This is a genomic window from Massilia norwichensis (assembly GCF_024753245.1).
Classification (GTDB): Bacteria; Pseudomonadota; Gammaproteobacteria; order Burkholderiales; family Burkholderiaceae_D; genus Telluria; species Telluria norwichensis.
This window is the reverse complement of record NZ_JANUGX010000039.1, coordinates 1-23,191: the sequence shown is the minus strand read 5'-3', so window position 1 is coordinate 23,191 and position 23,191 is coordinate 1. Positions and strand designations below refer to the sequence as shown.

The following is a 23,191-nucleotide window of genomic DNA, read 5'->3' as shown; positions in this document are numbered from 1 at the left end:
ATGCACCTTGTCGACATCACGATGTTTTACGCGGCCGAAGGCGGCGGCGTCAGCACCTATCTGAATGCCAAGGCGCAATGGCTGGCACGCCGCAGCCATGTTCAGCACACCATCCTCAGCCCCAACGTCGAAACCTGCGACGACGCCGTGCCGGCGCTGGTCCGCATTCCCGCCGCCGGGTTGCCCGGCTTCCATGGCTATCGCATGCCGCTGTCGGTCTCGGGGCCGGTGCGCCTGCTCGAAGCAGCCAGCCCCGACCTGGTCGAGGCGGGCGATGCCGGCCACTGCGCCTGGGCCGCGCTGCGCATGCGCAAGCGCTACAAGGTGCCGGCCATCGCCTTCTACCATTCCGACCTGCCGCGTCTGGTGCAGCCGCGCCTGGGCCGCTGGATCGCACGCGGCACCTGCCACTACCTGGCCAACCTGTATCGCCAGTTCGACCTGGTGCTGGCGCCCAGCCGCGTGATGGTCGAGCAGCTCGAGGAGATGGGCGTGCGCGGCGCCGTGCACCAGCCGCTGGGCATCGATTCGCGCATCTTCCATCCGGGCCGTGGCGACGAAACCCTGCGCGAGCACCTCGGCCTCGACCCCGATACCCGCCTGCTGATCTACGCCGGCCGCTTCACCGCCGAGAAAAAGCTGCCCGTGCTGGTCGAGGCGGTGCGCAAGCTGGGTTCGCGCTACCACCTGATCCTGGTCGGCGGCGGCGGCCCTGGCGCGGAGCTGCCGCGCGCGCCCAACATCACCGTCGTGCCCTTCGAGCGCGACCAGCGCCAGCTCGCGCGCCTGCTGGCCAGCTGCGACCTGCTGGTCCATCCTGGCGATTGCGAGACCTTCGGCCTGATCGTGCTGGAAGCGATGGCCTGCGGCCTGCCCATCGTCGGCACCAACGGCGGCGGCGTGGCCGAGCTGGTCGACCGCGAGACCGGCATCCTGGCCGAGCCGAACAATGTCGACAGCCTGGCCGGCGCGATCGAGGCGATCTACTACCGCGACATGGTGCGCATGGGCGCGGCGGCGCGCCGCAAGGCCGCCGAGCGTTACGACTGGAACGAGATCCTGCCGCAGGTGCTGGGCCGCTACGACAGCCTGCTGGGCGGCTACCAGCCGATGCCGCGTGCGCCGGAGGGCATCTGTGTCACCGACTGAGCCGCGCCTGGACACCCAGCCACGCATGCTGTGCGTGTCGATCCACGACGTCGCGCCGGCCACCTGGCCCGACTGTCTGCGCCTGGTGCAGGCGATCCGCGCGGTCGCCGACATCCCGCTGACCTGGCTGGTGGTGCCGCACTACCATTTCCGTCCCGAGCGCTCGGTGGCGATGGAGGCCGGACTCGACGCGGCCATGGCACACGGCGACGAACTCGCGCTGCACGGCTACAGCCACCTCGACACCGAAGCGAACGGCGGCGGCCTGCGCGCGCGCTTCCTGCGCAACGTCTACACGCGGCGCGAAGGCGAGTTCGCGGCGCTCAGCCTGATTGAGGCGCGGCGCCGGCTCGCGCTCGGCCTGGAATGGTTCGGCGCGCGCGGCTGGACGCCGACCGGCTTCATCCCGCCGGCCTGGCTGCTGGGCGAGGGCGCCTGGCAGGCCCTGCGCGAGTCGCCTTTCGACTACACGACCACGTTCAGCCACTTCCACCTCCTGCGCGGCGGGCCAGGCAGTATCGAACGCGTGAAATCGCCGTCGATGGTGTACGCGGCGCGCAACCGCAGCGGCCGCTGGCTGTCGCCGAAGGTGGCCGACGCCACCGCCGCGATGCTGAAGGACTCTCCACTGGTGCGCTTCAGTCTGCATCCGCCGGATGCTCGCTATCCCGAGCTGGTACGGCATACCCAGCGCGTGCTCGAACGCCTGCTGGCGCAGCGCAGCGCTGTGACCAAGGCCGAGTGCGCGAGGCGCCTGTCCGGCAAGGAAGCCGGTACCGGCGCCGGCACGCTTACCAACGGTGGCGACCCCAATAGCCGCCACCCCAGTAGCCCGGACCCCAGCCGGGGCCCGGCCCATAGCGCTGCAGGTCGTCTTTCGTGCTGAGGCTCAGGATGCAGCTGCGCCAGGGATCGGAATCGACGGCATAGCCCAGCCGCGAACAGGCGGGACCGTAGATTTGCATGAGACTGGCCATCTCGGCCTGCTTTTGCGCGGCGCGTTCCTGCGGCGTGCTGCAGGCGCTCGTCGCCAGCGCCAGGCACAGCAGGGCGCCAGTAGCGGCAGGGGACGGCAAGCGAAATGAAAGGAAGGACATATGGCCTCCAGGTCGACGGCGCTATGCGCCTTGGGTCAAGCATAGCGCAGGCGGCCCGGACGTGCCCGGATTCGTGCAATCGTACGCGTGAGGCCGGGTCGTGCAGCGTCGTGCAGGCTCGCTGAGCTCGAAGATTTCTGGCAAGATGCCCGTTTTCCCTCATGGAGACGACGATGGCGCGACGGGCATGGCTGATCTGGGGACGGCGTACGCTGCTGCTGATCCTGGCCCTGGTGTTGCTGGCCATGCTGGGTGTCTGGCTGTTCCTGCGTGCCAGCCTGGCGCAGCTCGACGGCAAGGTCGTGTCGCCGCAGCTGAGCGGTTCCGTGACCGTCACGCGCGACGCCAACGGCGTGCCGACGATCAGCGGCGCCGACCGGATCGACCTGGCCTATGCCACCGGCTACGTGCACGCCCAGGAGCGCTTCTTCCAGATGGACCTGCTGCGCCGCAGCGCCGCCGGCGAGCTGGCCGAGCTGTTCGGGCCGAAGGCGCTGCCGCTCGACCGCGCGCATCGCCTGCACCGCTTCCGCGCCCGTGCGCTCGAGGCGCTGGCGCGCCTGAGCCCGGAGCAGCGCCGCTTCGTCGAGCGCTATGCCGCCGGCGTCAACGACGGCCTGAACGCGCTCGGCGCACGGCCTTTCGAATACGCGTTGACCGGCGCCAGACCGCGGCCCTGGACCGCGGCCGATTCGCTGCTGACGGTGTGGGCCATGTACATCGATTTGCAGGGCAACCAGGAGGCACGCGACCTGGCGCGCGGCTGGCTGGCAAGCCACACCACGCCTGAGCAGCGCGCCTTCCTGATGCCCGAAGCCAGCCGCTGGGATGCGCCGCTCGACGCCCCCGGCGTGGATGTGGCCGCGGCGGCCGTGCCCGCCGCGCCGCCCGCATGGTGGCACCGCAAGGATGCGCTGCCGGCGCGCCAGGTGGCCGGCATCGATTTCACCGACGCGGTCGGCAGCAACAACTATGCGGTGGCCGGCACGCGCACCGCCAGCGGGGTGGCGATCGTCTCGGACGACATGCACCTCGGCCTGCAGCTGCCGAATACCTGGTACCGGCTGGCGCTGCGCTTTCCCGACGCGCAAGGCGGGCAGCGGCGCGTGGTCGGCGTGAGCCTGCCGGGCGCGCCGCCGCTGGTGATCGTCGGCAGCAATGGTCATGTGGCCTGGGCCTTCACCAACAGCTATGCCGACACGCTCGACCTGGTCCGCCTGGGCACCGACCGCGCACGCGCCGGGCAGGTGCGGACGCCGGCCGGCTGGGAGACGCCGCTGGAAAAGGTCGAGACGATTTTGGTGAAAGGCCAGCCGGCCGAACGCGTGCTCGTGCGCGAGACCAGCCTGGGACCGATCCGCGAAGCCGGCGGCGAACTCTATGCGATCCACTGGATCGCGCATGCGCCGCAGGCGGTCAACCTCGAACACCTGCGCATGGAAACCGCGACCACGCTGGACGACGCGATGGCGGTGGCGGCCGTCGACGGTATCCCGGCGCAGAACATCCTGATCGGCGACGAGCGCGGCAATATCGGCTGGACCGTCGCCGGCATCCTGCCGCACCGTCCCGCGGCCGGACGCGGGCTGGCCGTGTCCTTCCCGCTGGACGCGAGCGGCACTGTCCCGGCCTGGGACGGCGTGCTGGCGCCGGCCGACTATCCGCATGTGGTGAATCCGCCGGGTGGGCAGCTGGTGACCGCCAACAACCGCCAGCTGGCCGGACCGAACGCGCAAGTGCTCGGCGACGGCGGCTTCGACCTCGGCGCGCGTGCGCGCCAGCTGGGCGAGGGCGTGCGCAGCCTGGGCGACAAGACCGACGTGCCGGCCACCTTCCGCGCGGCGCTCGACGATCGCGCGCTGTTCGTGCAGGAGTGGCGCGAGCGCGCCCTGGCGGCGCTCGACGACGCGGCCGTCGCCGGCCATCCGGAGCGTGCGGAGTTCCGCCGCCTGCTGAAGGAAAGCTGGGATGGCCATGCCAGCACTGGCTCGGTCGGCTACCGCCTGGCGCAGCAGTTCCGCTGGTCGTTGTACGAGCTGGTGTTCGCCGGCGCGAATGCCGAGATGGCCAGGCTCGATCCGAAGGCCAGCATGCAAAGCGCCAGCTCGCGCTGGTCGGCCGTGCTGGCGCGCCTGCTGGACGAGCGCCCGGCGGCCTGGCTGCCGTCCGGCTACGCCAGCTGGCAGGATCTGCAACTGGCCGCGGTCGACCGCACGATCCGCGATGTCACCAAGGACGGCACGCCGCTGGCCCGGGCCACCTGGGGCGCGCGCAACACGGCGGCGATCGCGCATCCGATCAGCATGGCGCTGCCTTTCCTGAAGCGTTGGCTGGGCGCGCCGCCCGACCAGCTGCCGGGCGACGCCAACATGCCCCGCGTGGCAGGGCCGAAGTTCGGCCAGTCGGAGCGCCTGACGGTGTCGCCGGGGCGGGAAGAAGAGGGGCTGTTCGACATGCCCGGCGGGCAGAGCGGGCATCCGCTGTCGCCCTGGTTCCTGGGCGGGCATGCGGACTGGGTGCGCGGGAAGCCGACCCCGCTGCTGCCGGGGCCGGCCCAACATACGCTCTTGTTTTCACGGTAGCGGCGCCCGCGTGGGCTCGGGGAGCCCACCTTGCGTCACTTCGCTGCTTCGGGCACCCACAGCGACTGCAGCATCCCGGTGACGGCATCGGCCGGCGCCGGACGGCCCAGGTAGAAGCCCTGCACCAGGTCGCAGCCGTATTCTTCCAGCAGCACCAGCTGCTCGCCGGTCTCGACGCCCTCGGCCACCACCACCATCTTGAGTCCGTGCGCCATCGCGATGATGGCGCGCGTGATCGCGGCGTTTTCGGAATCCTGCGGCAGCCCGCTGATGAAGCTGCGGTCGATCTTCAAGGCCCGCACGTCGAAGCGCTTCAGATAATTCATCGACGAGTAGCCGGTGCCGAAGTCGTCGATCGACAGGTAGACGCCGATGCCGCGCAGCTGTTCCAGCGTGGCCAGCGTGGCCTTGGCGTCGTCCATCAGCGTGCCCTCGGTCAGCTCGAGTTCGAGCAGGCGCGGATCGAGGCCGGTGTCGTGCAGGGCGGACAGCACGATCTGGCTCAGGTTCTCGTCCTTGAACTGCTTGGCCGACAGGTTCACCGCCATGCGCACCGGACGCCGGGTCAGCTTCTGCCACGCGCGTGCCTGGCTGCAGGCGGTGCGCAGCACCCATTCGCCGATCGGGACGATCAGGCCGGTCTCCTCGGCCAGCGGGATGAACTCGGTGGGCGAGATCACGCCGCGCTCGGCATGGCGCCAGCGCACCAAGGCTTCGACGCCGACGATCTCGGACGAGCGCACGTCGAGCTGCGGCTGGTAGAGCAGGTAAAGCTCGTCGTTCTGCAGCGCCTTGCGCAGGCCGACTTCCAGCTTCACGTGGCTCATGATCTGCATCGTCAGCGAAGACGAGTAGAGCTTGGCGTTGTTCTTGCCGCAGTTCTTCGCGTGGTACATCGCGGTATCGGCGAATTTCAACAGCGAGGTGCAGTCGTCGCCGTCTTCCGGGAACAGCGAGATGCCGATCGAGGCGGTCACGAAGATCTCGTTGCCCTCGATGATGAAGGGACGGCGCATCGCATCCTTCACGCGGTGGGCGACGTTGAGCGCGTGCTCGACCCGGTCCAGGTCGGGGATCAGGATCGTGAACTCGTCGCCACCCAGCCTGGCCAGATTGGTGTCCGGGCGCGCTTCGAAGTCGCGCGTGATCGAGTCGCCGCGCGACAGCAGGTCGCTGGGGCGGATGGTGTCGCGCAGGCGGTCCGAGACCTGCTGCAGCAGCTGGTCGCCGACATTGTGGCCGAGCGTGTCGTTGATGCGCTTGAAGGCATCCAGGTCCATGAACAGCACGGCGAACTTCTTGTTGCCGATCTTCGAACGCTGCAGCTCGCGCTCCAGCATCTCCAGGAAGGCCTGGCGGTTCGGGATGCCGGTCAAGCTGTCGCAATAAGCCAGGCGCCGGATCTGCTCTTCGGCGCGTTTGCGCTCGCTGATGTCGCGCACCAGGCCCAGCACTTCGTTAGCGCCGGTGGCGACCAGGCGCGCCTCGAAGTGCTGGGGCTGGCCGAAGCGGATCAGTTCATATTCGACCGAGCGCACCTGCTGGATGCGCAGGGCGACCTCGACCTGCTCCAGCATGCGCTCGGCGATATCGCGCGGCAGTACCTCGCTGACGTGCTTGCCCACGCATTCGTCGACGGCGACGGCTTCGCGCGCGCCGCGCCGTTCGCGGCCGGGGTGCTCGCGCCCGGGCTCATAGTCGAGGTAGACGCCGGCGCCGTTCATGCGGAAGAAGGTGTCCGGGATCGCCGCCAGCACCGCGCGGTTCTGGGCATCGGCGATGCGCAGGCGCACGATGGCGTCGCTGGCGCGCAGCACGTACAGCACGCGGTGTCCGAGGATGGGCCAGTTGATCGGCTTGGAGACGAAGTCGGTGGCGCCCGCCTCGTAGGCGTTGGTGACGGCTTCGAGGTCGTCGCCGCCGGTGACCATCACGATCGGCACGGTGGCGCCGTTTTCCGAATCGCGGATCGCCCGGCAGGCGGCGAAGCCGTCCATGCGCGGCATCTCGACGTCCATCAGGATCAGGTCGGGCGCGTAGTCGCTGGCGTATTTCACGGCCTGCATGCCGTCCTCGGCCTCGATGGCATCGAGATTGACGCCCTCCAGCATCTCGAGCATCAGGAGGCGCATCACCGGATCGTCGTCGGCAACCAGGACGACTCCGCGCCGGTTCGCGCATTTGTTGGAGCTGGGGGCTGGCATGTCAGGTTTCCTTCTCAAGGAGGGCGGTGAGCGAGCCGCGCACCGCCTCGAATTCCTGTTCCATGTGGGTCAGGAGGGAATCTGCGCCTTCGGTGGTATCGGCGCGGCCGAGGTGCTCCATTTCCTTGCACAGGGCGGCGAGGGCGTCTGCGCCGACGTTGGCGCTGGCGGATTTCAGCGTATGGGCGATGCGCCGCACGTCGCCGGTCGCCATGTCGTCGATGGCGAGGCGCAGCGTGGAGAGCTGCTGCGGGGTGTCGTCCACATAGGCGTTGATCACCTTCTGCACCAGGGCGTCGCCGCGCTCGCGCGACAGCATGCGGATCTTTTCGAGCGCGCTGCGGTTGATGACGTCGCGCTGGATCACCTCGACCGATTCGCGCGGCAGGCGCGGCGGCTCGTCGTCGTGGTGCACGGTGGCCGCCAGCGGCAGCGCCATCCAGCGCCCGATCACGGCCGCCAGTTCCTGCTGGCTGAAGGGCTTCGACAGGTAGTCGTCCATGCCGGCGGCGAGGCAGGCTTCGCGGTCGCCCTGCAGCGCGTTGGCGGTGATGGCGATGATCGGCAGCACCCGTCCGCGCCCGGCCTCGCGCTCCTCGCGGCGGATTGCGGCAGTGGCGGCGAAGCCGTCCATCACCGGCATCTGGCAATCCATCAGCACGCAGTCGTAGGGACCGGCGCCGGTGCCGGTGCGCACCGCGTTCAGGGCTTCCTCGCCGTTGCGGGCGCAGTCCACGCGCAGCTCCAGGCTCTCCAGCATGGCGCGCGCGACTTCGATGTTGACCGGGTTGTCCTCGGCCAGCAGCACGCGGCGGGCGCGCGGCCGGCCGGACTCCGGGGGCAGCGGGTTGGGCGGCACGAAGCGCGGCGCCGGCGCCACCTGGCCGCGCGGACGGGTCGCCAGGCAGGCGAACAGGTCGGCCGCACGCGCCGGCTTGATCAGCTGGTAGGCGACGCCGGCCTCGCGGCGCTGCACCGGGTCGGCCGCCAGCTTTTCGGGACTCAGCAGGATCAGGCGCGTGGCACGGGTCGCGGCCTCACTCTTGATGGACGCCGCCAGCAGCAGACCGCTGGCCTGTTCGAGCTCCATGTCGAGAACCGCGGCGTCGTAGGGCGTGCCGGCGCGCGCCGCTTCCTGCAGGCGCTCGAGCGCTTCGACGGCGCTGTCGGCGCCGTCGCATTCGATGCGCCAGGCCGCCAGGTGGCGCTCCAGGCCGATGCGGCTCGCATCGTTCTCGTCGACCACCAGCACGCGCAGGCCGTCGATGGTGTGCTGGTGGTCGCCCGGCGCATCCGGATCGACGCGGCGCTTGTCGAACGCCACCGTGAACCAGAAGATCGAGCCTTGCGACCGGGCGTTGTCGACCCCGATGGAGCCACCCATCAGCTCGACCAGCTGCTTCGAAATGGCCAGACCGAGCCCGGTGCCGCCGAACTTGCGGGTGGTCGAGTCGTCCGCCTGCGAGAAGGCTTCGAAGATGCGGCCACGGGCTTCGCGCGAGATGCCGATGCCGGTGTCGTGCACCTCGAAGCGCAGCATCACCGCCTGGTTGTCCTCGCTGGCGATGCGTACGCGCGCCAGGATCCGCCCATCGTTGGTGAACTTGATCGCGTTGCCGAGCAGGTTGGCCATGATCTGGCGCAGGCGGTTCGGGTCGCCGCAGATCGCCACCGGGATGTCGTTGGCGATATCGAAGTGCATGGCGATGCCCTTGGCCTCGGCCTGCGGCGTGTAGACGGTGTGGATGTCGTCGAGCAGGTCCCACAGGTTGAAGTTGATGTACTCGACGGTGAGCTTGCCGGCCTCGATCTTCGAGAAATCCAGGATGTCGTTGATGATCACCAGCAGGTGCTCGCCCGACTGCTTGACCAGCTGAGTGTAGTTGCGCTGGGTCTCGGTCAGTTCGGTCCCGAGCAGCATCTCGGCCATGCCCAGCACGCCGTTCATCGGGGTGCGTATCTCGTGGCTCATGGTGGCCAGGAAGGCGCTCTTCGCGCGGCTGGCGGCTTCGGCGGCGTTCTTGGCCTTTTCCAGCTGCTCGGTGCGCACCGAGACCTGGCGTTCCAGCTCGTCGCGGTGGTGGGTGAGGGCCTGGCCGCGGCCCTCGACCTGGGCCAGCATATTGTTGAAGCTGTCGATCAGCGCGCCCAGCTCGTCGTTGCGCTGGTGGGCGATGCGCAGCGTGTAGTTCTGGCTGGCGGCGACCTTCTGCGCAGTGTTGATCAGCTTGGCGATCGGATCGGCGATGCTGCGCCGGATGCGCCGCGCCAGGATCCACGACACCAGCATGCCGATCGCCAGCGCCCCGGCCATCACGCCCATCGCCCGCGCCAGGCGCAGCCAGACCGGCCGCTGGTCGGCTTCGACCATGATGACGCCGGCCGGTGTGTCGCCGCCGTCCGGTCCGACCTGGCGGTAGACCCGCATGCTCGGCAGCCAGGGCTGGCTGGCGGCGCGCGTCGCTTCATCGAGTGCTTCCTGGCCAAGGTCGGGCATGCTGTCGAGCTGGACGCTCTCGCTCCCTTCCATGCGCCAGGCGGCGAAGGGACGGCCCTTGCGATCGTACAGCACGGCCCCGACCAGCGCCGGCCGCGCCGAGGCTGCCGACAGGATCTGGCTGGCGAGCTTGCGGTCGTTGAACTGCAGTGCATCCTGGCTGCTGCGGGCCAGTACCAGGGCCAGCGCATTCAGCCCGGCGGCTTCGTTGCGGCGGTGCTCGGCCACCGAGGCCAGCGCGAACGCGAGGAACGCGATCAGCAGCGCGCTGGCCGCCGACAGCAGGCACATGGTCGTCAGTTTGTAGCTGAGGCTGGAACGCTCGAATGTCGGCATAGTCGGGGAAATCCATAGGGAAATAACTTTCCCGCAAGAAGGGACTATAGGGGAGCGTTTGTTTGCCGCATTTGTGGTGCATCAAAGTAAAAAGGGACGCACGAATGCGTCCCTTCAATAACGAGGCTGCGAAGCGTCAGCAGCAGCCGCCGCTCTTGCCGTTGCCGTACTTGGCCTGCTGGCGCTCGCGGAAAAACTCCTCGTAGCTCATCATGGGCTGACCGGGGTGGGTCTTTTCCATGTGCGCCACATAGGTGTCGTATTCCGGCAGGCCGACCATCAGGCGCATGCTTTGCCCGAGGTATTTGCCAGCCTGTGCGAGCGTGCTGAACATGATTTAAGCCTCGACCGCCGGTTCGACCGGCACGTATGGGGTTTCCTTGGCGCTCGGACGGGCTTCCTTGTTGGCCCGCATGGCGGTACGGATGCCGTAGAACAGCACGGCCACCACCACGAACATGAAGAAGCCGCACAGCGTGGCGTCGACGTAGTCGTTGAAGATCACGCGGCTCATCTGGTCGAGGCTCTTGGCCGGCGCCAGCACCTGGCCCTGGTCGAGGGCCGCCTGGAATTTGCTGGCGTGGGCCAGGAAGCCGACCTTGACGTTCGGGTCGAAGATCTTCTGCCAGCCGGCGGTCAGGGTGCAGATCAGCAGCCAGATGGTCGGCACGATGGTGACCCAGCCGTACTTACCGCGCTTCATCTTGAACAGCACGACGGTGCCCAGGGTCAGCGCGATACCGGCCAGCATCTGGTTGGCGATGCCGAACAGCGGCCACAGGGTGTTGATGCCGCCCAGCGGGTCGACCACGCCCTGGTACAGGAAGTAGCCCCAGGCCGCCACGCACAGGCCGGTGGCGATCAGGTTGGCCGGCAGCGACTCGGTGCGCTTGAAGGACGGCACGAAGGCGCCCAGCAGGTCCTGCAGCATGAAGCGGCCGGCGCGGGTGCCCGCATCGACGGCGGTCAGGATGAACAGGGCTTCGAACAGGATCGCGAAGTGGTACCAGAAGGCCATCATCGCCTTGCCGCCGATGACGTTCGACAGGATGTGGGCCATGCCGACCGCCAGGGTCGGGGCGCCGCCGGCGCGCGAGATGATGGTGTTCTCGCCGACGTCCTTCGCCATCTGGGTCAGCATCTCGGGGGTGATCACGAAGCCGAGATTCGATACCGCGGCGGCCGCGGTCTGCGCGGTGGTGCCGACCAGCGCGGCCGGGCTGTTCATCGCGAAGTAGACGCCCGGATCGATGGTCGAGGCGGCGACCAGCGCCATGATGGCCACGAAGGATTCCATCAGCATGCCGCCGTAGCCGATGAAGCGGGCATGTTTTTCGTTCTCGATCATCTTCGGCGTGGTGCCCGAGGAGATCAGCGCGTGGAAGCCGGACACGGCGCCGCAGGCGATGGTGATGAAGAGGAAGGGGAACAGCTTGCCGGACCAGGCCGGGCCGGTGCCGTCGATGAAGCGGGTCAGCGCCGGCATCTGCAGCATCGGGGCGACGAACACGATGCCCAGCGCCAGGGCGACGATGGTGCCGATCTTGAGGAAGGTCGACAGGTAATCGCGCGGCGCCAGCAGCAGCCACACCGGAATCACGGAAGCGACGAAGCCGTAACCGATCAGCATCCAGGTCAGCTGGGTGCCGGTGAAGGTGAACATCGGGGCCAGGGTGGGCGAATCGTGCACCCACTGGCCGCCGATAATCGCCAGCATCAGCAGCACGAAACCGATCAGCGAGACTTCGCCGATGCGGCCGACGCGGATGTAGCGCGAATAGACGCCCATGAACAGCGCGATCGGGATGGTGGCCATGACGGTGAACGAGCCCCACGGCGAACCGGTGAGCGCCTTCACGACGATCAGCGCCAGCACGGCCAGGATGATCACCATGATCATGAAGGTGCCGAACAGCGCGATCACGCCCGGGATCTCGCCCATTTCGGACTTGATCAGGTCGCCCAGCGAGCGGCCGTCGCGGCGCATCGACATGAACAGCACCATGAAGTCCTGCACGGCGCCGGCGAACACGACGCCGGCCAGGATCCACAGCATGCCCGGCAGATAGCCCATCTGCGCGGCCAGCACCGGGCCGACCAGCGGGCCGGCGCCGGCGATCGCGGCGAAGTGGTGGCCGAACAGCACGTAGCGGTTGGTCGGCACGAAGTCGAGGCCGTCGTTGAATTTGTAGGCCGGGGTCTGGCGGCGGGCGTCCAGGCCCATGACCTTGTCGGCGATGTACAGACTATAGAAGCGGTAGGCGATCAGGTAGACGCACACGGCGGCAACCACGATCCAGACTGCGTTGATGGATTCGCCGCGGTTCAACGCGACGTAGGCGAGCGCAATCGCGCCCACCAGCGAAAGCGCGGCCCAACCCAGCCGGCTTGTAAGACGATTCATGGTGACTCCTCCAAGTGAAGCTTTTATGTCAGTGCTGTTCTTGCTTACATTACTGGCAAGCTACCGGTGAGTATCTTGCACGCCTTTGTCCATCACAAGCGCATGATTACGCAGCCATCTACGTGGGACTACGTAGAGCAACCGGCTTCAGCTCGGATCGGCGATCGGGCGTACAATTTCATGTTACGACGAAATCCATGCGCACGGAATGAAGTTAAGGCAGAAGTTCATTTTTCTCGCGATCGCCCCGCTGATCGTGGCCCTGTGCGCGATCGCGCTGTTCATCCGGCAGCAGGCAGTCACCCTGGCCGAGCAGCAGCGCGCCACCATCCAGCAGGCCTGGCAAGCCACCAAGCAGGCCGAGCTGCAGCATTACGTGGAGCTGGCCTCGCACGCGATCGCCCACCTCACCAGTTCCGGGCGCAAGGACCCGGCCACGCTGGAAGAGGCCAAGCGCGTGCTGGCCTCGCTCAGCTTCGGCAACGACGGCTACTTCTTTGTCTATGACATGGAAGGCCGCAACCTGATGCACCCGCGCCAGCCGGAGCTGGTCGGGCGCAACCTGTGGAACATGCGCGACCAGTTCGGCGCGCCGACCATCCAAAACCTGATCGCGGTGGCGAAGCGGGGCGGGGGACTGGTGCGCTACAACTGGGCCAAGCCCTCGAGCGGGGTGGCCGCGCCCAAGCTCGGCTACGTGGTCTTGATCCCCGACTGGGGCTGGATGATGGGCAGCGGCCTCTACCTGGACGACGTCGACGCCGCGCTGGAGAAGGTCGACGCCCAGCAGTCGCACAATATCGAGACCACGATGTGGTGGATCGCCGGCCTGGCGATCCTGTCGGCGCTGGCGATCGGCGTCTCCGGGCTGGCGCTGAACGTCAGCGAATCGCGAGTCGCCGATGCCAAGCTCAAGGTGCTGGCCCAGCGCGTGGTCGATTCGCAGGAGAGCGAGCGCGCCCGCCTGTCGCGCGACCTGCACGACGGCATCAGCCAGTGGCTGGTGTCGATCAAGCTGCAGATCGAGGCCGGCGTGATCCGCCTGGCCGGCAGCCAGGACCAGCAGCAGCAGGCGCGCGCCAGCTTCGAACGCACCGCCGAGGAGCTCAACAAGGTGCTGGGCGAGGTGCGCCGCATCTCGCACGGCCTGCGGCCGACCCTGCTCGACGACCTCGGCCTGGCTGCCGCGCTCGAGCACCTGGCCGATGAATTCAGCCAGCACAGCGGCATGCCGGTCGCCTTCTCGACCACCGGCGAGGTCGGCAAGCCGCCGCAGGTGGTGGGGACGGTCCTGTTCCGCATCGCCCAGGAAGCGTTGACGAATATCGAGCGGCACGCCGGCGCCTCGACCATCTCGCTGGCGCTCGAACGCCGCCGCAACGCGCTGACGCTGGCGATCCGCGACGACGGCGCCGGCTTCGATGCCGACGACGTCGCCAAGCATCCGCAGCGCGGCATCGGCTTGCGCAACATGCTGGAACGGCTGGACGCGATCGGCGGCCAGCTGCGTATTACCTCCTCGGCGGCGGGCACCACGGTGTGCGCGATCGTCGACCTGGATCATTGGAATCATGACGACTGAAACGACTCAAGCACTTGTGCGCATCATGCTGGTGGACGACCATCCGCTGGTGCGCGACGGCCTGCGCGCGCGCCTGGAAGCGGTGCCGCATTTTCGCGTGGTGGCCGAAGCCGGCTCCGGACCGGAAGCCCTGGCCATCGTCGATGCCGCCCAGGTCGACCTGGTGCTGATGGACATCACCATGCGCGACGGCGGCGGCATCGAAGCCACCGCCCAGCTGGGCCGCAGCCACCCGGACATCGCCGTGCTGATCCTGTCCATGCACGACAAGCTCGAATACGTGAGCCAGGCGATGCAGGCCGGCGCGCGCGGCTACGTGCTGAAGGATGCGCCGGGCAAGGACATTGTGCTGGCGATCGACACCGTGATGGCCGGCGGCATCTACTACAGCGCTCCGGTGGCGCGCCAGCTGGCCCGCCCGGACGCGCCGGACAACCAGCTGACCTCGCGCGAGCAGGAAGTGCTGCGCCATCTCGCCAACGGCGAATCGAACAAGCAGATCGCGCGCGCGCTCGATTTGTCGGTGCGCACCGTCGAAACCCATCGCCTCAACATCAAGCGCAAGCTCGGCATCGAAGGGCAGGCCGAGCTCATCAAATTCGCGGTCCAGCACGCTTCGTAAGCATGCGTGTGCAAAGTGTATCCATGTGGAAACATTTCAGTTGCTTTCTGATAAACCGTGCACTACTATTAATGAATTAACCAATCATGCATAAACGCTAACCCGCTCCATGGTCGCCACCCCATTCCCGTTGGTTGAGATCCGTTCCGTGGCCAACGCGCAGAACGAATGGGTTGCGCTGCTGCTGCGTGCGCCCGAAGGCAGCTTCGACGAGACGACGCTGCAGGCCATGTTCGGCGTGCCCGACCTGCTGGCCGCGGTGGCGCCTCTCGATTGCATCCTGCTGCTGGACTCCCTGGCGGCCCTGACACCCCCGATACTGAAACTGCTGCCGCCGAACCGTGTGGTGCTGGCGGTCGACGCCGGCGCGCTGGCCGGCGAGGGCGTGGCGTCGCGCCTGGCCGAACTGCAGATGGACGGCTTCCGCGTCCTGCTGGACGGCCCGCTACCGGCCGACCTGCCGCAGCCGAAAGCACTGCGCAGCGTCGCGCGCAACCTGCGCATCCACGGCACGCCGGCCACCGGCTCGCTGCCGGCGCTGTTCGGTCCGCACCTGGCGTACGGCGTCGACACCCAGGACGCCCTGCGCGCCGGCGAGAACGCGGGCTTCGGCTGGTTCTCGGGCGCCTATGCGCTCGACGATGCCGACAGCGCCCAGGACCCGCAGCAGCACGACGACGGCACCACGCGCCGGCGCCTGATGACCATGCTGGCGCTGCTCTCGCGCGACGCCGATTCCTGCGAACTCGAAGCGCAGCTGAAGCAGGACCCGGCGCTGAGCTTTCATTTGCTGAAGCTGGTGAATTCGGCGGCGTTCTCGAGCGGCACCCACATCGCCAGCATCGGCCAGGCCATCAGCCGCATCGGCCGGCGCCAGTTGCAGCGCTGGCTGCAGTTGCTGCTGTACGCGCGCCAGCATCCGGACGGCCCACCGAACCTGCTGCTGCCGGTGGCGGCCCGCCGCGGCGCCCTGCTCGAAGAACTGTGCAAGCGCGACGGCGGCGACCGCGACGAACAGGACCTGGCCTTCATGAGCGGCGTGTTCTCGCTGCTCGACCGCCTGTTCCGCATGCCGATGGCCGCGCTGCTGGGCGACCTGAAGCTGCCGGGCGACGTCGAAGCGGCCCTGCTCGCGCGCGAAGGCCTGCTGGGCCAGCGCCTGCTCCTGTGCGAGACGCCCAGCCTGGACAGCGCGGCCCTGGAAGCGGCCGGCCTCGACAGCCTGTCCTGGTGGCAGTGCCAGCTGCACGCCTATCACTGGGCCATACAGGTGGCGCGCAATGTCTGATATCGCCGCCTGCAGCGCCGCCATCTGCCAGGCAGTCCTCACGCTGCGCGGCGACGCGCTGCATGCCGAACTGGGACGCATCGCCGGCGGCCTGCTGGCGGTACCCGAAGCCACCTTCATCGCCGGCAGCGGGCCGGCCGCAGCGCAAGACGGCCTGCTGGCGGCCCAGGTCTGGCAGAACGGCAGCAGTCTGGGGCGCTATGAACTGCGCGGCCGCGCCTTCGCCGACGCCGACCAGCACCAATTGGACGCCCTGGCCACGCTCACCGCGACCCTGCTGCAGATGCACGGCCTGGCCCAGCGCACCACCCACGCCTACGCCCAGGTCGAGGCCCAGCTCGCGCACCAGTCGCAGATCCTGGACCAGATCCACGAATCGGTGCTGACCACCGACCGCCTGGGCTACATCACCAGCTGGAACCGCGGCGCCGAGCAGCTGTTCGGCTACAGCGCGGTGGAAGCGGTGGGACGGCACATTCTGTTCCTGTACGTCGATGAAGCGGAGGAGGGCACCGACTTCCCTGACGCCTTCGCCGAGCAGGGCGGGCGCATGATGGAAGTCCGGCGCCGCAAGAAGTCGGGCGAGATCTTCTGGGCCAGCCTGTCGCTGTCGCCGCTGCGCGACCTCGAGGACAACCCGGTCGGCCTGATCGCCTACCTGACCGACATCACCGAACGCAAGCTGGCCGAAGACCGCCTGCACCACCTGGCCTACTACCAGGAGCTGACCGGCCTGCCGAACCGCACGCTGTTCGCACGCCTGGTCGACCAGGGCCTGATGTCGGCCCAGCGCAACGAGGGCACGGCCTGCGTGCTCTACGTCGACCTGAACCGCTTCAAGCTGATCAACGGCACCCTCGGCCGCACCGTCGGCGACGAACTGCTGCGCCAGGTCGCCCAGCGCTTCCGCAGCACCCTGCGCGACGAAGACGTGGTCTCGCACCTGGCCGCCGACGAATTCGCGATCGGCCTGTTCGACGTGCGCCAGCACTTCGAAGCGACCACGGTGGCGCAGAAGCTGCAGGCGGTGCTGGAAGCGCCATTCCAGATCGCCGGCCACGACCTGCGCGTGGGCGCCAGCATCGGCATCAGCGTCTACCCGCAGGACGGCGCCGATGCCGAAACCCTGCTGCGCATGGCCGACATCGCGATGCAGCGCGCCAAGGAGCGCGTCGAGAACCCCGACCACAGCGTCGCCTTCTACCGCCTCGACATGAACGAGGGCATGCAGCAGCGCATGCAGATCGAGACCGGCCTGCGCCATGCGCTGGGCCACGGCGAACTGCTGCTGCACTACCAGCCGAAATTCGAAATTGCTAGCTCCCGCCTGGTCGGCGCCGAAGCGCTGGTGCGCTGGATGCACCAGCAGCGCGGCATGGTGCCGCCTTCCGAATTCATTCCGCTGGCCGAGACCACCGGCCTGATCGTGCAGGTGGGCGAGTGGGTGCTGGAGCAGGCCTGCGCGCAGGCGGCGATCTGGCAGCGGGCCGGCTTGCCGCCGTTCCGGCTGGCGGTGAACGTGTCGGCGCGCGAGTTCACTTCCTCGCTGCCTGGACGGGTGGCGGATACGCTTCGCCGGTATCGTCTCGAGGCTTCCTGGCTGGAGCTGGAGATTACCGAGAGCACGCTGATGCACGATATCGACTACGTCATCGGGATCATGGATCGCATCAGTGCGCTGGGCGTGGCTTTGTCTTTGGACGACTTCGGGACTGGGTACTCTTCGCTGAGTTATCTGAAGCGCTTCCCGATCGATACCCTCAAGATCGACCGCTCGTTCACGATGGGCATCCCGCTGGATGTGAGCGACTGTGCGATTGCCAGCACCATCATCAGCATGGGGCGCAAGCTGGGGCATCGGGTCATCGCCGAGGGCGTGGAGACGCTGGAGCAGACGGAGTTCCTGCGGCAGGCGGGGTGCGATGAGGTGCAGGGGTACTTGTATGGGAAGCCGCTGCCGGCGTATGAGTTTGAGAAGGCGTTGCGGGAGAATTGGCTGCTCGTGGCCTAACCACCGCCGGTCCTCGCATCTGAACCGTCATTCCCGCGAAGGCGGGAATCCAAGTGCGGTTGAGCAGCCGAAAGCCTCAAACCTGCCTGTCCAGCAACGATTTATGTATAATGCGGTTCCCCAGGAAGCGTGGCCGAGTGGTTGAAGGCAGCAGTCTTGAAAACTGCCGACGGGGGAACCCGTTCGTGAGTTCGAATCTCACCGCTTCCGCCAAGTATGCTAAAGACCGCCTTTGAGGCGGTTTTTTGTTTCACGAGTAGTTTCCGAACTAATTCCTCATCATCAACAAGCACAACTGCAATAGTTGTCAAATGCAAGTTGATGAGTCATCTCGACCGACGCGCCAAGACGCGTATGCCACTTGTTCGACGCGCACGTATATAGAGGCCAACTGAGTGATGTAATGACTACAATCAACTTCTTTAGAGTGTTTTGCCATGGTATGCGAACCGAATTCGTTGCTGTACTGTTAAGTATTGCTACTCTGTCTCAACGTAACTAGCAAGTAGCGAGCAGCGAGCAGCCGATGCACTTGCAGTCTCACTTGAGGCCAAATTTCCTCATGCGAAGCCTAACTGCAGTCTGTCTCCGAGTAGGCGAGTTGATGTCACTCAGTCACCGCGGAGATGCCTCGACAATGAGTAGTTGTATGTCACGCACAGTGTCGACACAACTTAACTTATATGTTAAGATCCTGCTTAACCATGAAAGTCTTCCGAATCAATCAACAACAGGCCTATGAGTTGGTGGCCAAAATCCCTCCTGGGACTCAGCTCATTTCTGCGATTAAGCAGAAATGGGAAGTTGTTGTCATCCCTAGTGACCCCAAATTTCTCAGCGGCCGATTCCCTAAAACGATCACGAAATATGTTGATGATTCTCAAAAGAAATCGGCAATTTTGCGTTGTCTAAGCGAAATTTATGCTGCCTCATGCGAAGAAAATTTCTTAGCTGCAATTGAGCAGAGTGGTATCGCTTGTAAGCCAGCACATACTTTCAAGTTTGAAGGTGGCACCCATCGGCTGTTGGAATTAAAGCCAAATAAGAAAGACAGGTTATATTTTTATCCAGCGAGAGACGGACGGAAAGTGATTTTTTTACTTATGGCGTTTCATAAGAAAGACCAGCAAACGCCAGACGAGGTCTCCGGGCCTTGTGAGGAAGAAATTAAAAAAATCCTTCGATCACGTGGAAATTTTGAATTCAATGAGGAAAAAAATGTTGCGAAAAAATGAGATCGTTGCTGCGCAGGTGTCGGAAAGGAAAGCTCTGTGGGCTGCCGTTCGCCGAGCTGAGCCGATCCAGCAGGTTCGCAGACTGATGCGTAGCAAGCAAATTCTTAACAAAGAACTTGCGGAAAGAATGGGAGTGTCGGAGGCTGCGGTTTCCCGACTTCTTCGAGGTGATCAGAATATTCAAATTGATACACTTTTTATGCTGGCCGATGCATTGGAAGAGCCCCTTGTGATTTCGGTTGGGAACAAAGAAGAATCGGTCTCCTATTCTTATGATGGGGTTATTGAGTCTCACACTTTTTTTGAGGAAGCCGAAGGTGACGAGAGGGGTGGCTCCAACGTAATTCGTTTGGATATGTTCAAAAGACGCCCGGTGAGCGAGGTTGTTCCTCGATATTTCTCTTCGGAAAAATTCGCAGCTGCAGGGGGTTAGGAATTATGAATCCTGGAGCTATTTTTCTTTCCCGTCTTGAATTTGTTCGATTTGAGGTTGAGGTCAATCGTGATTATGTGAATCGAAGCGAGAATTCAGTCTTTCCTCAACTCGAGTTTGACTTTCATAATGTGACATTCGATCTTGGCTCAAACCTCGACTATCCAGAGGAAGAGGTGGGAGATCCGCGCCATTTTACACTTTCACTAAAGCTTTCTATCCGTCAGGAAAAGCAATCTGACGGAGTTGTTTTGCCTTATTCGTTTAATATTGAAGGTGTTGCCTATCTGCATTTTCGTGGGAGTGATGAAGGTTTGATGCGATTTAAGTATGTGCGCGGCACTGGGTATCCAATGTTGTATAGTGCATTTAGAGAGCAAATCGCAAACTTCACTAGTCGAAGTGAGCATGGGCTTTGGTTCTTGCCTAGTCCTACTTTTACAAAGATGGTTGATGAGAATGCTCCACAAGATCTGCTGAAGTGGGAGGCTGCAAAAAACTCCCGCGAAGATGATATGCCGCCAGTTGGGTTTAAGCCGAAACCTGCGCCAGTCAAAAAGAAAGCGGCAGTTCGCAAGAGTAATTCGGCCTAAGATCATCGAGCCAGTTTAAGCAATCAATTAATGCAATGTTTGCGGTAGTTTTTCAGTTGATTAATATATTAGTGTGAAGCTGTGGCGGTTTTGGGTATGGCAAAACAGTAGCTAGAGAAGCTTGTATGGCTTCCACTAAACTATGAATAATAATAGTTGGGATATATATGCATAGGATTACAGCAGGGCTGCTTCGCGATTTTGTGGCAAGTTATCAATTGCAAGAAATGTCGGAGTCGGAGCAATTCGAAAGATTGGTCAATCATTGTGTTATTACTCCCGAAGCAGTTGAAGGCTACGACCTCGCAGATGTAACTTCTGGGTCGGGTGATGATGGTCTCGATGGATGTTGTGTTTTGATTGATGAGGAGGTAGTTGTATCTCCAGAAGATTGCGAAGCATTGTTAAGTGACGGTAGACGTCATCACAATGTAAAACTCATCCTCACGCAGGCAAAAACATCTGAAGCAATGGATTTAGGTGAATTGCTTAAGTTTCAAGCTGCTGTTGATAGGTTTTGTCATGATTTTGACAACATGCCAAGTGATTCAATTGAAACGAATGCAAAAAGAATTTATTCATCAGCTGTCGATAAGGCTGGGAGCATCCGCAACGGAAAGCTATCACTCATCCTCCGTTATGCATATACCGGGCGATATCTTAAACCTAAAGAAATAGAACAAGCGAAATCCGAATTGCTTGCAAAATTGAATGATGAAGGCTATTTCTCTGAAATTGATTACGTTGTATTAGACCGAGAAGGCCTAGTTCGCGCTTTTAATTCAACCACTGCACCAATTGAGGCAAAGATTGACGCGTTTTCAATCGCTCCACTTCCGCCTATTTCTGGCGTTGAGGAGGCATATCTCGCCGTGGTGCCAGCGAAAAATTTTGTCACGAACATGTTGTCAGATGACGAGAATCGTTTGAGAAATCATGTCTTCGAGGAAAACGTTCGAGCGTTTCTTGGTGCAGAGAATCCCGTGAATAGTGCGATTGGCGAGACAATCTCAAGTCAAGACTCTAAATCTCGTTTTCCTGTCCTGAATAACGGGATTACTGTTGTTAGTCCCGATGTGAGAGTTCAAGGCTTAAGTATTACGTTCGTCGATTTTCAGATTGTCAATGGGTGTCAGACATCTAATATGCTTTGGCTTAATCGTGATCGGCTAGATGAAACTACAATGGTCACGATTAAGGTAATCGAAACTGATAGTGAAGATGTTTTCTCGGATTTAGTTAGGGCGACTAATAATCAAACGAAAATAGATGACGATCAGTTTTTGTCGCTGCAGCCCATCGTTCGGAGGATTGAGACTTATTTCAACTCGTATAACGACGACGAAAATCGACTGTATTTCGAAAGGCGTGACCGCCAATATGTTGGCCAAGGCGTCCCAAATATCAAAGTTTTTGACTTGAAACTTTTGGCCCGGTGTCTATCAGCAGTATTTTTGGCACGCCCGGATCTATCCTACCGCTTTCCCAGGAAGATATTCTCCGACCGCAGTATTGCTGATGTAGCTTTTAGCCAAGAAAACCACGAGGCTATTTATTATGCATGTTGTTTGTTGTATTATCGAATGGCGATACTGTTTAGTAATCAACAACTTCCTAGCGATGCAAGAAAATTTAAGTGGCACATTATGTCTTTATTCGCGCGACGCGTTGGTGGTTCGAAAATGCCAACTTTAAGAGATCGAAAGATCGAAAAATGGTGTGGCAAGATAATTGACGTTATTTTGAATGATCCTAAGGAGTGCAAAAAGATTATGAACTCTTGTTATGATGCATTCAAGGCGCTTGGGGATGTATCGGACGATAGATTAAAGAGGCAAGCTGTATATGATCAAGTTTTGAAAAACGAGTCATCTAAATAATATATTTTAGTTCTGTCTGGTTAAAAATTAGGAAATGTTTAGGGGCGAAGGTTTGGGATGTCAGTTGTTATGATATAGGCCTTCGCGTCTATGTAACTGTCGAGCGAATGCGGACGTGTGATTGACTCAATTGCATCGGCTCGCTCTCCAGTCAGAGGCGAAAGCCAAGTAATTCTTCCGGTGTTTTATAAAGATGTTTTGTAACATCAGTTGTTTTGATGGCGGATGAGTGTGGGGATATGAAAATCGAACTGTTCGACTGTTTGTTCGAGCTGGCTAGGATGAGCTTGTGTGATGCTAGAAACCGGTGTCGAGAAGATTGTTTTTTTGTGCTGATGCAGGCTGGGGGAAAGTTATAATATGCGTGGACGTTGAGGAGCTATCGCCCATAGTCTTTTTTCGGGGAAAAGATAATTACGCATCATGCCGAAGAAGGGTTGTAATTACGGGATATGGGATTATTTCGTTGCGGAGCTTAGAGACGGTTTAATAACTCAGCGGAAACCCATTCTTCGCAATAATGTAGAGCCGAGCGCAATGAAGATCATCGCTTCCGATACATCGAGACGCTGCTCATAATCTCGGACAAGGCGGCGGTAGCGCATCAGCCACGCAAAGGTCCGCTCGACGACCCAGCGTCGCGGTTGTACTTGAAAGCCGTCCTGGCCCTGCAATCCACGTACAACTTCGACGGTGAAGTCGAGATAGGCCGCCTTGTCCAACAAAGTGCGCCGGTCATAGGCGGCATCCCAAACAGATGCTTGACCCAAGGCCAACGCTTGACCAAGGCATCAAGCACTAGTTGCGCGCCCGTTGAATCGGCGACATCGGCGGGCGTTAGATTCACCGCTAGCAGCCGCCCGTCAGTATCGACCGCGATATGTCGTTTGCGACCATTGATCTTCTTGTGTGCATCGTAGCCGCGCTCGCGAGCGCCCGGCGCCTTGACGGACTGGCTGTCGACGATGCCCGCCGAGGGAGCAACTTCGCGCTGCTCGCACATCCGGTCCAGCATCAATGCCAGATCATGGATCGTTCGGAACAGGAAGCGCCGTACCAGGCGACGGAACCAGTAGTACACCGTTTGATAGGGAGGAAAATCGTTCGGCAGCATTCGCCATTCGCAGCCTGAACGGACCAGGTAACGAAGTGCATTGATCACCTGGCGAAGCTCTGTTCTGCGTGGGCGTCCGGTACGAGCAGCGCCCGGCAGTAATGGCTCGATGAGTTTCCATTCCTGATCACTCACATCAGTGGGATAACCCCTGCGCTCCTTGG

The 23,191-nt window shown here is 62.8% G+C and carries 15 protein-coding genes, 1 tRNA gene and 1 pseudogene; 12 read left to right on the top strand and 5 right to left on the bottom strand.

The window, feature by feature from the left end; all coding sequences use genetic code 11:
- The 3 genes from NX782_RS23920 (at position 1) to NX782_RS23910 (ending at position 4,828) form a co-directional block, all read left to right on the top strand.
- Complete coding sequence (locus tag NX782_RS23920; protein WP_258848007.1) at positions 1–1,149, top strand: glycosyltransferase; 1,149 nt, start codon at positions 1–3, stop codon at positions 1,147–1,149.
- Positions 1,136–2,035 carry a DUF2334 domain-containing protein gene (locus NX782_RS23915; RefSeq protein ID WP_258848006.1) on the top strand — a complete coding sequence of 300 codons (900 nt, stop codon included), beginning with the start codon at positions 1,136–1,138 and terminating at the stop codon, positions 2,033–2,035. Before NX782_RS23920 ends, NX782_RS23915 begins: the two co-directional genes overlap by 14 nt.
- 384 nt (positions 2,036–2,419) lie before the next feature.
- Positions 2,420–4,828 carry a penicillin acylase family protein gene (locus NX782_RS23910; protein ID WP_258848005.1) on the top strand — a complete coding sequence of 803 codons (2,409 nt, stop codon included), beginning with the start codon at positions 2,420–2,422 and terminating at the stop codon, positions 4,826–4,828.
- Positions 4,829–4,863: 35 nt separating this feature from the next.
- Here the strand turns inward: NX782_RS23910 and NX782_RS23905 are convergent, their stop codons facing one another.
- The 4 genes from NX782_RS23905 to NX782_RS23890 form a co-directional block, all read right to left on the bottom strand.
- Positions 4,864–7,032: a putative bifunctional diguanylate cyclase/phosphodiesterase gene (locus tag NX782_RS23905; protein WP_258848004.1), complete on the bottom strand. Its 2,169-nt coding sequence runs from the start codon at positions 7,030–7,032 to the stop codon at positions 4,864–4,866.
- Between the two features lies 1 nt (position 7,033).
- On the bottom strand, positions 7,034–9,865 hold the full coding sequence (locus tag NX782_RS23900; protein ID WP_258848003.1) for a hybrid sensor histidine kinase/response regulator: 2,832 nt from the start codon (positions 9,863–9,865) through the stop codon (positions 7,034–7,036).
- 136 nt (positions 9,866–10,001) lie between these two features.
- Positions 10,002–10,199 carry a YbdD/YjiX family protein gene (locus NX782_RS23895; protein ID WP_258848002.1) on the bottom strand — a complete coding sequence of 66 codons (198 nt, stop codon included), beginning with the start codon at positions 10,197–10,199 and terminating at the stop codon, positions 10,002–10,004.
- Between the two features lie 3 nt (positions 10,200–10,202).
- Entirely contained in the window at positions 10,203–12,269 is a 2,067-nt protein-coding gene (locus NX782_RS23890; RefSeq protein WP_258848001.1) for a carbon starvation CstA family protein, read from the bottom strand.
- 208 nt (positions 12,270–12,477) lie between these two features.
- Between NX782_RS23890 and NX782_RS23885 the strand changes: the two genes are divergently transcribed.
- From NX782_RS23885 to NX782_RS23845, 9 genes are all read left to right on the top strand, one after another.
- A complete protein-coding gene (locus tag NX782_RS23885; RefSeq protein ID WP_258848000.1) occupies positions 12,478–13,851 on the top strand; it encodes a cache domain-containing protein in 1,374 nt (457 codons plus the stop codon).
- Positions 13,841–14,473: a response regulator gene (locus tag NX782_RS23880; RefSeq protein ID WP_258847999.1), complete on the top strand. Its 633-nt coding sequence runs from the start codon at positions 13,841–13,843 to the stop codon at positions 14,471–14,473. The genes NX782_RS23885 and NX782_RS23880 overlap by 11 nt, the downstream gene beginning before the upstream one ends.
- A gap of 109 nt (positions 14,474–14,582) precedes the next feature.
- Positions 14,583–15,761: an HDOD domain-containing protein gene (locus NX782_RS23875; protein WP_258847998.1), complete on the top strand. Its 1,179-nt coding sequence runs from the start codon at positions 14,583–14,585 to the stop codon at positions 15,759–15,761.
- Positions 15,754–17,772: a putative bifunctional diguanylate cyclase/phosphodiesterase gene (locus tag NX782_RS23870; RefSeq protein WP_258847997.1), complete on the top strand. Its 2,019-nt coding sequence runs from the start codon at positions 15,754–15,756 to the stop codon at positions 17,770–17,772. Before NX782_RS23875 ends, NX782_RS23870 begins: the two co-directional genes overlap by 8 nt.
- Positions 17,773–17,895: 123 nt before the next feature.
- Positions 17,896–17,985, top strand: a tRNA-Ser gene (locus NX782_RS23865).
- A 491-nt stretch (positions 17,986–18,476) separates the two neighbouring features.
- Positions 18,477–19,007 carry a hypothetical protein gene (locus NX782_RS23860; protein WP_258847996.1) on the top strand — a complete coding sequence of 177 codons (531 nt, stop codon included), beginning with the start codon at positions 18,477–18,479 and terminating at the stop codon, positions 19,005–19,007.
- Complete coding sequence (locus tag NX782_RS23855; protein ID WP_258847995.1) at positions 18,979–19,440, top strand: helix-turn-helix domain-containing protein; 462 nt, start codon at positions 18,979–18,981, stop codon at positions 19,438–19,440. The genes NX782_RS23860 and NX782_RS23855 overlap by 29 nt, the downstream gene beginning before the upstream one ends.
- 5 nt (positions 19,441–19,445) lie before the next feature.
- Entirely contained in the window at positions 19,446–20,033 is a 588-nt protein-coding gene (locus tag NX782_RS23850) for a hypothetical protein (protein ID WP_258847994.1), read from the top strand.
- A 167-nt stretch (positions 20,034–20,200) separates the two neighbouring features.
- Positions 20,201–21,913, top strand: coding sequence for an AIPR family protein (locus tag NX782_RS23845; protein WP_258847993.1), 1,713 nt, complete (start codon positions 20,201–20,203; stop codon positions 21,911–21,913).
- 494 nt (positions 21,914–22,407) lie between these two features.
- On the opposite strand, the pseudogene NX782_RS23840 reads toward NX782_RS23845, so the two are convergent.
- Positions 22,408–23,191: pseudogene (locus tag NX782_RS23840) on the bottom strand (IS5 family transposase); the annotation flags it as partial.